This is a genomic window from Microbacterium sp. (assembly GCF_039812165.1).
GTDB lineage: Bacteria > Actinomycetota > Actinomycetes > Actinomycetales > Microbacteriaceae > Microbacterium.
The window spans coordinates 1-10,194 of sequence record NZ_JBDIAB010000104.1; the positions used below are offsets into that span (position 1 = coordinate 1).

Consider the following 10,194-nt stretch of genomic DNA (forward strand, 5'->3'; position numbering starts at 1 on the left):
CGCGAAGCCCGCGACCGTGCCGCTCGGGTCGAGCGTGTGCACGTCGGTCACGGCGAACACCGTGCCGCTCGTGCCGATCGAGACCACCACGTCGCCCGGCACCGCGCCGAGCCCGAGCGCGGCGCCGGCGTTGTCGCCGGCGCCCGGTGCGACCCGCCGCCCCTCGGCATCGGCGACGGCGTCGCCCGGCTCGAGCACGCGCGGCAGGATCGCGTCGTGCCCGAGGGATGCCACGACCAGCTCGCGGTCGTACCCGTCCGGTCCCCAGTAGCCCGTGCCCGAGGCATCCGACCTGTCCGTCACGAGCTCGTCGAGAGCCGGCCGCTCCGGGCCGAAGCCGCGCAGCCGCCACGTGAGCCAGTCGTGCGGGAGGGCCACCGCGGCCGTGCGCGCCGCGTGCTCGGGCTCGTGGTCGCGCAGCCAGCGGAGCTTGGTCGCGGTGAACGATGCCACGGGCACCAGCCCGGTCCGCCGTGCGAGCTCGGCGGCGCCGAACTCGGCCACGAGGTCGGCGGCCGCACCGGCGGAGCGCGTGTCGTTCCACAGCAGGGCGTCGCGGACGACGCGGCCGTCGGCATCGAGGACGACCATGCCGTGCTGCTGCCCGGCGATGGCCCAGGCGCTCACGTCGGCCATGCCGCCGGCATCCGCGATCGCTGCCCGGAGCGCCGTCCACCACGCCTCGGGGTCGACGGACGTGCCCGCGGGGTGAGACGCGCGGCCGGTCCGGACGATGGCGTCCACGGCAGGCATGCCGCCGACGAGCGCGTCGGCGTCGACGATCACGACCTTGCACGACTGCGTCGACGAGTCGACGCCCATCACCAGGCTCACGCGCTGTTCCTCACGGGTCCATCCTGCCCCGCGGCGAGCGCCCGTGGCACGCACCCTCGCCGCGCTGTCCCACGCGCCCAACGTGGCAGTTCGCGTCGGTTCCGAGTCCGGGGAGGCGACATGAGGTGCCACCTTCAGCCCGCCTCGGCACCACACACCGGGCAGTGGAAGCGGCACGAACTGCCACCTACCGGCCGACCACAGGCCCGCGCGCCGCTCCGGATCCGCCCGCATCGGTTCATAACTCAGGCAGAACGGGCCGCGGCGCCGTCCGAGGCCCCACGAACAGGCGGATTGCCTGAGTCATGCGCACACAGGCCCTGTCGACCGGGCGTAGACCGCCCGCCGCGACGGCTACAGCTCGGCGGCGAGCTCCTCCGGCCACGGCGGGTTGGCACCCGGTCGCGACACGGTGATCCGCGCGCTCGCGAGGGCCGTCCGCAGCACCGTCTCGAGGTCGAAAGGCTCGCCGGCGCGCAGCGGCGCCGACGACCCGGTCACCGCGACGCCGTGCAGCAGGCCCGACATGAAGGCATCCCCCGCCCCGATCGTGTCGGCGACCACGACCGGCGTCGCGGGCAGCGCGAGCGTGGTCGTCCGGGTGTGGGCGAGGCATCCGTCCGGTCCGCGCGTGACCACGGCGAGCGCCGCGCCCAGGCCGACCAGCCGGTCGAGCACGTCGGCGGGCTCGACCCCCGGGTAGAGCCACTCGGCGTCCTCGTCGCTGAGCTTGACGATGTGGGCGGATGCCGTGAGCTCCTCCACGCGCCGCACCACCGCCTCGCGCTCGCCCATGATGCCGGGCCGGGCGTTCGGGTCGAACGAGACGAGCGTCCCGGCGGCGGCGGCCTCGCGCAGCGCCGTGGCCACGACCTCGGCGCCCGAGTCGAGGATGGCGCCGATCGACCCGGTGTGCAGGAGGTCGAGACCCTCGGTCGGCGGTGCGGGCGGCTGCCAGCGCAGCTCGAACTCGTAGGACGCGCGGCCCTCGTCGTCGAGCGTCGCACGGGCCACCGACGTCGCGCCCGGCTGCACCGAGCCCTCGACCAGACCCGCGCCCGACGCCTCGACGTGCGCGGCCACCAGCGTGCCGTACTCGTCGATGCCGAGGTCGGTCGCGAACTCGACCGTGTGGCCGAGCCGGGCGAGCCCCACGGCGACGTTCAGCGGCGATCCGCCCGGGAGCGCCCGCCCGTCGGGCAGCACGTCGACGAGCGCCTCGCCGATCACCCCGGCCCTCACGACGCCACCTCGTCTGCTCCCGCGTGCCCGTTCGTCCTCATCGACTCCACCTTCCGTTCGGCGATATTCCACTATGCCCGGGTCCGGCGGCGACACGCCCGACTCGGCGCGAGCCCGACGCCGCGCGCCGGCCGGCGGCGCGCGGGCCGACCCGCGCTACGCCTCGGTCAGGTCGACGATGCGCAGCGACTCGACGACCGCGGGCCCGCGCAGGGGCTCGATCGTCACGGCGTCCGCACCCGCGTCGGTGTAGACGAGGTCGGTCACGACCGTCGTGCCGTCGTCGGCGAAGACCTCGATCGACGTGCGGTCGAGCACGATGCGCAGGTCCACGCGGTGGTCGCCGGCGAGCGGCGCCACCTCGACGCTCGCGAGCGACGGATGCCACTGCCCCGACGCCTGCGTCCGGTCGACCATCAGCACCCCGCGCTCGACGCGGATGACGACGCCGCCCTGCTGCGCCTCGCCGTGGCGGATGCGCGCGGCGAACCCCTCGGCCCATTCGAAGCGCGCCGACAGCTCGATGAGCGCGACGTCCGGCACCGGCACCGGCAGGTGCCACGCCGAGGCCAGCTCGACGTCCGCGTGGCTCGCGACGACCGGACCGGCGGGCAGCACGGGCTCCTGCCGGACGTGGAGGCCGCCGTCCGCGCGACGCGTGAGGCTCAGGCGGCGCGCCACGGTCATCGCGCCGCGGCTGGGCGTCGCGGGCGTGACCCGCGCGTAGTCCCAGTTGCTCATCCAGGCGATCAGGATGCGCTCGTCCGCGGGCAGCCCGTAGAAGGTGACGCCCGCGTAGCAGTCGCGGCCGTAGTCGAGCCACTGCGTCGCGTGCGGGTCGCTCTCGGGCGCCGGCGCCACGTCGGAGTGGAAACTCACACCGTCGAACCGCCCGATGAAGTACTGCGTGCCCGAGCCGCCCGCCTTGCCGCCGGGGTACAGGCTCACCAGCAGCACCCAGTGCACGTCGTCCGGGTCGCCGTCGACCGCGAGCGGGAACAGGTCGGGGCACTCCCACACGCCGCCCACCGCTCCGGCGGGGCCGAACGTCGAGAGGTAGTGCCACGACTTCAGGTCGTCGGAGCGGTAGATCACGACCTGCCGGTCGGCGGCCTCGACCGCCACCATCACCCAGTAGTCCTCGTCGCCGCCGGTCCAGCGGAACACCTTCGGGTCGCGGAACTCGAGCGAGTCGCGGTCGAGCACGGGATTCTCCGCGTACGTCGTCCACGTGCGGCCCCAGTCGGTGCTGTACGCGAGCGACTGCCGCTGCGCGCGCGACGGGCGCGACGCGCTCGTGTACACGGCGACGATCGGCACCTCGCCGGGCGCGCCGAACCCGCTCGTGTTGTCGACGTCGATCACGGCCGACCCGGAGTAGATCTCCTCGTCGTCCCGGCACATGATCGCGACCTCGTGCTCGGTCCAGTGCACGAGATCCTCGCTCGTCGCGTGCCCCCAGCTCATGTGGCCGTGGTCGGAGCCGTACGGGTTGTACTGGAAGAACAGGTGATAGACCCCGTCGACGTGCACGAGCCCGTTCGGGTCGTTCAGCCAGTTCTGCGCCGGGGCGAAGTGCAAGTGCGGTAGCGCGAGGGTGGTTACGGCATCCACGATCAGTTCTGCTCCTCCGGCAAAGGGGTGTGCGGCTCATGCCTGCTACCGATCATGACACGTCGCACGCGATCCCTCACACGTGTGAGTCGATGATTTTCCGCGTCGCCGACGGATGCCGTGCCCCTGTGCCGCGCGGCACGTTTCTGTCATAGTGAGATCCGGTCGAGCGTCACCGTCGACTCGGCCACCGACAGCCCGATAGGACGTGATAGCCGTGGGAACCACGGTCTTCGAACGCCGGCCCGCTCCCGCCTCGGTCGTCCGGCACAGCCTGTCCGCCACGCGCCAGTCCGTGTTCTGGCTCGACGGCCTCGCCCGCCCCGACCATCCGACGCTCGCCGGCGAGATCTCCGCCGATCTCGTGATCGTCGGCGGCGGCTACACGGGCCTCTGGACGGCCCTGCGCGCAAAGGAGCGCGACCCCGACCGGCGCGTCGTGGTCCTCGAGGCGCGCACGATCGGCTGGGCGGCGTCCGGACGCAACGGCGGCTTCTGCGAGGCGAGCCTCACGCACGGCGAGGAGAACGGCGCGAACCGCTGGCCGGAGGAGCTCGACCAGCTCGAGCAGCTGGGGCTGGAGAACCTCGACGGCATCCAGCGGACCGTCGAACGGTACGGGATGGATGCCGAGTTCGAGCGCACCGGCCAGCTCGCGGTCGCCGTGGAGCCGTACCAGCTGGACTGGCTCGCCACCCAGGAGGACGCCCTCGACGCCGACGCGACGCGCGCGCTCGTGAACTCCCCCACCTATCTCGGCGGCCTGTGGGAGAAGGACGACTGCGCGCTCGTGCACCCCGCGAAGCTCGCCGTCGAACTGGCCCGCGCGGCCGCAGACCTCGGCGTCGAGTTCTACGAGCACTCCCTCGTGCGCGCGATCGAGGAGGGACCGGTCGTCCGCACGGCGAAGGGCTCGGTGCGCGCGCGACAGGTGGCCCTCGCGACCAACGTGTTCCCGTCGCTGCTGCGCCGCAACCGGCTCATGACCGTGCCGGTATATGACTACGTGCTGATGACCGAGCCGCTCACCGCAGAGCAGTGGGACGACGTCGGCTGGACCGAGCGGCAGGGCGTCGCCGACATGGCCAACCAGTTCCACTACTACCGCCGCACCGCGGACGGACGCATCCTGTTCGGCGGCTACGACGCCGTGTACCACTACGGCGGGCGCATCCGGGCCGCCTACGAGAACCGCCCGGAGTCGTTCCGGCGGCTCGCCAGCCACTTCTTCACGACCTTCCCGCAGCTGGAGGGCACGCAGTTCACCCACCGGTGGGCGGGTGCGATCGACACGTGCTCGCGCTTCTGCGCCTTCTACGGCACCGCCCGCAAGGGCTCGATCGCCTACGCCCTGGGATTCACGGGGCTCGGGGTGGGCGCGTCCCGCTTCGCCGCCGACGTCATGCTCGACCTGCTCGCGGGCGACCCCACCGAGCGCACCGAGCTGCAGATGGTGCGCGAGCGGCCCATCCCGTTCCCGCCCGAGCCCGCGGCATCCGCCGGCGTCCTCGCCACTCGCTGGGCGATGGATCGCGCCGACCACGACCGCGGCAGGCGCAACCTGCTCCTGAAGGCCCTCGACGCCGTCGGCATGGGCTTCGACTCCTGACCGGATGCCGCCGGGCCCGGATCCGGTGAAACCCGTACGCGCCGTGCGGGCCTGGCGCGGCATCCTGTCAAGATAGTTCCCGGTGGGACGCCGATACCGGCCGTCCGGGAGGGTCGAGATGTCCGAGGCGCAGCAGGGCGGGACGCATACCGGCGGCATGAGCGCGCAGCGCCGGGTCCGCCTCCGGCGCACGGTGCTCGTCAGCGCGATCGCGCTGGTCGCGCTCATCGTCGCCGCCGTGATCCTCCTCCCCCGCTGGCTGGGCGGGGCGGCGCAGCCGGCACCGACCGAGACGCCGAAGACCGAGGCGTCCAGCCCGCCGGCAGAGCCCGAGGACGCGGCCCATCGCCTCCTCGCCACCACGGACGACCCGAACGCGTGCGCGGTCTCGTTCGAGGGCGAGGGCATCGCCGACGAGCCCGTGCTGCGCACGCAGGGTCGCCTCTACGACGCGCTGCCGATCCCGCTGCGCGAGGGCTCGGTGTTCGCCGGCTGGTACGCGACGCCGGAGGATGCCGCGGCGCTCGCCATCCCCGGTCGCGTCAACGGGTCGAAGGAGGTCGCCTGCACCGACCGGCTCCGCACCGTCTACGCGGGGTGGACGACGCCCGAGGCGAACGCGGCGGAGGACGCCAAGGTCCCGATCCTGATGTACCACCAGTTCACGACCAAGCCGGAGGGCGAGGACAACTGGCTGCGCGGCAACTACGTCTACGTGGGCGACTGGGAGGCCCACATGGCCTACATCGCCGACCAGGGCTTCTACCTGCCGACGTGGGACGAGCTGAACGCCTACATCGACGGCGACCTGTTCCTGCCGCGGCACTCGGTCATCGTCACCGACGACGACGCCGACCCGTCGTGGCTGGAGCTGGCCGTGCCCATCCTCGAGAAGCACCAGGTGCTGGTGACGTCGTTCGTCATCACGATCAACGGCCCCGGACCCGAGCTCACGCCGTACGTGCTCAAGCGCTCGCACACGCACGACATGCACGCCGCCGGCGACAACGGGCAGGGGCGCATCGTGAACTGGTCGCTCGAGCAGATCGTGCAGGACCTGGAGACCTCGGCGGAGGTCCTCGGCGGCGCGAAGGAGGTCGTCGCCTACCCGTTCGGCCACTACAACGACACGGCGAAGGAGGGCGTCGCCGCCGCCGGCTACGAGATGGCCCGCACGATCGAGCAGGGCTACGTCTCGATCGGCAGCGACAAGCTCGCGCTCCCCTGCATCCGCATCAACTACGGCATGACCGTCGACGACCTGGCCGGCCTGATCGGCTGACGCTCTCGGGGCAGTGCCGCCGCCACGTCGCCGGGGCCACGCCTCAGCGACGCGGAGGGAGCAGGTCGTCCCACGCGATCCAGCGCACCCCGCGGGAGTGGCTGAGGAGCCACGCGCGAGCGGGATACCCGACCTCGCGCAGGGCGTCGTCCAGCAGGCGCACCCACGGCAGCTCGTGCTCCGCGTACTCGGCGGTGCCCCGCCGCTGCCACACGCCGACCAGCTGCGACATCGGCACGATGCCCGCCCGCCCCGCGACCCACTCGGCGACATCGGCGGCCATCGGCGCGTCGAACGCCCGCGGCTGTCCGCTCAGCACGATGAGCCAGGGCGACGCGTTCGAGCTCTCGTCGAGCGCGATGAACCGCAGCGCCGGCTCGCGCCGCACCGCCCGCCCGATCCGCCCCTGCGCGTACTGCTGGATGCTCGCGTCGTCGGCCAGGACGTCGGGACGGAGCTGCGGCTGCCAGAAGACCATGCCCCGAGTCTGCACCCCGAGGCGACGCGGACGACAGGAGGAGTCGGACGATGTGGACAACCCGTCCGATTCCCGCCCGTGGACGACCGAGGCCCGCGCGGCGGACCGCGATCCGTCGTGCCGATCGCCACCTGTCGGGCGAGCATGCCGAGGTCTAGCATGAGGCTGAACCGCCGTCGCCGAGCCGGGGAGGGGCCATGGTCGACTCGCCCGCCGTCGCGCACTGGCGTCAGGTGCCTCGAGGCGCCGACGGCTTCCCCTATCCGAGGTACGAGCGTGATCCATCGGACGGCGCGGGACCGGGCGTCATCCTCATGCACGAGCTGTTCGGCGTGACGGCCCGCGTCGCGTGGCTCGGCGACGCGTTCGTGGACGCCGGGTTCACGGTGTGGATCCCGGAGCTTTTCGAGCCCCCGCTGCACAGCGTCGGCGGCACCGCGCGGTTCGTGCGCGGCTGCGTCACGAGAGAGTTCGCGATCTTCTCGCGGGACAGGAGACGCGGAGTCGCCTCACCGCTGGGAGACCTCGCCAGGCTCTTGAACGCCCAGACGCCGGGAGACTCCGTCGGCATCGTCGGCATGTGCTTCACGGGCGGATTCGCGCTCGCGGCGGCTGCCGTGCCGGGCTCGCCCATCAGCGCGGCGGTCGCGAGCCAGCCGGCGCTGCCCTTTCCCACGATCAGGCGGGAGGCCGCCAGGAACGACCCCGGCCTCAGCAGGGAGGAGCTCGGCGCGCTGGCCGCACGAGAGGGCTTCTGCGCGCTGGGGCTGCGCTTCGTCGACGACGGACTGTCGTCGGCCGGACGCTTCGCCGCACTGCACGCGGCGCTCGGCGGCGCCTTCGAGGTCATCCCGCTGCCCTCGGACGGCTCGGACGTCCGCTACCCGCGGCTCGCCCACTCCGTGCTGACGCCGGGCCCTCGAGAGCTGCCGCGAGACCCGGCGGATCGTGCGTCGGCCGAGTCGGAGCTGGCATCCGTCCGCGACCGCGTCATCGCCTTCCTCCGCACCCGTCTCGACGCCGACGTCACTCGGACCGAACGCGGGTAGCGACCGCTCCGGGCCCGGGCGCACCGCCGTCCGCGAGGCGTCCGGGCCCGGATCTCCCATCTGGCCAGGGCATGAGACTTCTCTCACACCACGGGTTTCGCCCGGTCAGGCGTGCAACCATGACTTGGTACACCGCTGGCGATTCCCCGAACATCGTCGCCCCTCGAGCGGGCCGATGATCCGCCATGCTCGCGCGCATGCGTGCGCCTCCGAGATCGGACACAGAACATGACTCGAAACACCCCTGCCCGCCGTCGCCCGACGAGGCGACTGATCGGCGTCCTGATCGCCGCGTTGCTCACGGTCTCCGGTGCGGCCGCCGCCGTCCCGGCTGCCGCGGCCTCCGAAGCGACCATCTTCGGCTCCGAGAAGCCGGCGGTCGCTGCCCACGACGACAGCGCCGCGGTCGAGCTGGGAGTCGCGGTCGTCCCGAACAAGGACGGCGCGATCACCGGCATCCGCTTCTACAAGGGCAGCGGCAACTCGGGAACGCACACGGGGAGCCTGTGGAACGCGTCCGGCACACGCCTGGCAACCGCCACCTTCAGCGGCGAGACGGCTTCGGGCTGGCAGGAGGTGCGCTTCAGCAGCGCCGTCGCGGTCACGAAGGGCACGCGCTACGTCGCCTCCTACTACGCGCCCCGCGGCAGGTACGCGGCCGCGAGCAACGCGTTCACCAAGGCCCTGACCCGCGGCGATCTGACCGTTCCCGCCAACGGCGGCGTCTACCGCTACGGCACGTCCGGCTACCCGACGTCGAGCTACAAGGCCTCCAACTACTACGTCGACGTGCTGTTCGCGCCGTCCACGGTGGCGCCCTCTCCGACGGCGACCGCCACCCCGAAGCCGACGGCGACCCCGACGGCCACCCCGAAGCCGACGGCCACGCCGACCGCGACGCCCAAGCCCACGCCGACCCCCACGGCCACGGCGACCCCCACCCCCACGGCGACGCCGACGCCGTCGACGCCCCCGACCCCGCCCAGCAGCTTCCGGCCGGGCAACCTCGAGGGCACGGTCCCGGTGCCGGCCGGCATGGGCCTGGAGGACGTCAGCCGTCCCGACCGCGTCGTCGGCACGGGCACAGCCGCCAGCTGCACGTCTGACGCCGTCGTCGCGGCGGTCGCCGCGGGCGGCGTGGTGACCTTCAACTGCGGGCCCGACCCCGTCACGATCACGCTGACCCAGACTCTGAAGGTGAGCAACAGCACGCAGGTGCTCGTGATCGACGGCGGCGGGCTCGTCACGCTCTCCGGTGGCGACGCTCGGCGCATCCTGTACATCGACACGTGCGACGCCTCCCTCGGAAAGGTGTCCGGCAACTGCCTCTACGCCCCGAAGTGGCCCCGCGTCACCGTCCAGAACATCACGATGTCCAACGGCGACGCCACGAACGAGCGCTACGTCTCGCCCGGAGACAGCGGCGTGGACGGCGCCAACGGCGGCGGCGCGATCTTCGCGCTCGGCGGGCAGCTGAAGGTCGTGAACTCCGTGTTCACGAACAACACCTGCAAGGCGAACGGCCCCGACCTCGGAGGCGCCGCGATCCGCGTGCTCGCTCAGAGCTCGCCGACCCCGGACAGGCTCGATCCTTCGCATGCGGCCTACGACCAGAACCCCGTGACGATCGTGCAGAGCACCTTCGGCGGAGCGGAGGGGAAGGGCAACAACTGCTCGAACGGCCCCGCCGTGAGCGGCCTGCGCACGCCCATCACGATCGTCAACAGCCTCATGACGCACAACAACGCGGTCGGCTGCTGCTCGAACCCGGCGCAGCCGGGTACGCCGGGGGGCGGCAGCGGTGGCGCGATCTACACCGACGGCGGCACGTACGACCTGCGCATCTCGGGCTCCCGGATCCAGTCGAACACGGCTAAGGCCGGCGGCAGCGCCATCTTCTACGTGAGCAACTCGCGGACGGGACATCTCTACGTCGAGAACTCCGTGATCAGCGGGAACACGTATGCCCCGAGCGGGCAGTCGACGCCGCAGAGCTTCCAGACCTATCCGGGGATCTTCTACCGCGGCGACGGCGACCCGGTGTTCACCAACTCCACCATCCGATGAGTCGCACGACCGTTCCCCG

At 72.3% G+C, this 10,194-nt stretch carries 8 protein-coding genes; 4 read left to right on the top strand and 4 right to left on the bottom strand.

The genetic code is table 11. The annotated features are described in order from the left end of the window. The 3 genes from WML84_RS09285 to WML84_RS09295 form a co-directional block, all read right to left on the bottom strand. Positions 1-834, bottom strand: an 834-nt coding sequence (locus WML84_RS09285) for an FGGY family carbohydrate kinase (protein WP_347345862.1), incomplete at its 3' end; no start/stop codon positions are given. A gap of 354 nt (positions 835-1,188) precedes the next feature. Further along, positions 1,189-2,076, bottom strand: a complete 888-nt coding sequence (locus tag WML84_RS09290) for a carbohydrate kinase (RefSeq protein ID WP_347345863.1) — start codon at positions 2,074-2,076, stop codon at positions 1,189-1,191. A 156-nt stretch (positions 2,077-2,232) separates the two neighbouring features. Next, positions 2,233-3,690, bottom strand: a complete 1,458-nt coding sequence (locus WML84_RS09295; protein ID WP_347345864.1) for a glycoside hydrolase family 32 protein — start codon at positions 3,688-3,690, stop codon at positions 2,233-2,235. 217 nt (positions 3,691-3,907) lie between these two features. On the opposite strand from WML84_RS09295, the gene WML84_RS09300 reads away from it, so the two are divergent. Both WML84_RS09300 and WML84_RS09305 read left to right on the top strand, forming a co-directional pair. Continuing rightward, a complete protein-coding gene (locus WML84_RS09300) occupies positions 3,908-5,299 on the top strand; it encodes an FAD-dependent oxidoreductase (protein ID WP_347345865.1) in 1,392 nt (463 codons plus the stop codon). Between the two features lie 118 nt (positions 5,300-5,417). After that, positions 5,418-6,581 carry a polysaccharide deacetylase family protein gene (locus WML84_RS09305; protein ID WP_347345866.1) on the top strand — a complete coding sequence of 388 codons (1,164 nt, stop codon included), beginning with the start codon at positions 5,418-5,420 and terminating at the stop codon, positions 6,579-6,581. A 43-nt stretch (positions 6,582-6,624) separates the two neighbouring features. Here the strand turns inward: WML84_RS09305 and WML84_RS09310 are convergent, their stop codons facing one another. Beyond that, positions 6,625-7,059 carry a hypothetical protein gene (locus WML84_RS09310; RefSeq protein WP_347345867.1) on the bottom strand — a complete coding sequence of 145 codons (435 nt, stop codon included), beginning with the start codon at positions 7,057-7,059 and terminating at the stop codon, positions 6,625-6,627. A gap of 197 nt (positions 7,060-7,256) precedes the next feature. On the opposite strand from WML84_RS09310, the gene WML84_RS09315 reads away from it, so the two are divergent. Both WML84_RS09315 and WML84_RS09320 read left to right on the top strand, forming a co-directional pair. After that, entirely contained in the window at positions 7,257-8,108 is an 852-nt protein-coding gene (locus tag WML84_RS09315; RefSeq protein WP_347345868.1) for a dienelactone hydrolase family protein, read from the top strand. A 228-nt stretch (positions 8,109-8,336) separates the two neighbouring features. Continuing rightward, a complete protein-coding gene (locus WML84_RS09320; protein WP_347345869.1) occupies positions 8,337-10,175 on the top strand; it encodes a DUF4082 domain-containing protein in 1,839 nt (612 codons plus the stop codon). The last annotated feature ends 19 nt before the right edge of the window (positions 10,176-10,194 follow it).

Coding starts and splice junctions, on each gene's coding strand:
- WML84_RS09315 (WP_347345868.1), top strand. CDS start 7,257: ATGGTCGACTCGCCCGCCGTCGCGCACTGGCGTCAGGTGCCTCGAGGC.
- WML84_RS09320 (WP_347345869.1), top strand. CDS start 8,337: ATGACTCGAAACACCCCTGCCCGCCGTCGCCCGACGAGGCGACTGATC.
- WML84_RS09305 (WP_347345866.1), top strand. CDS start 5,418: ATGTCCGAGGCGCAGCAGGGCGGGACGCATACCGGCGGCATGAGCGCG.
- WML84_RS09310 (WP_347345867.1), bottom strand. CDS start 7,059: ATGGTCTTCTGGCAGCCGCAGCTCCGTCCCGACGTCCTGGCCGACGAC.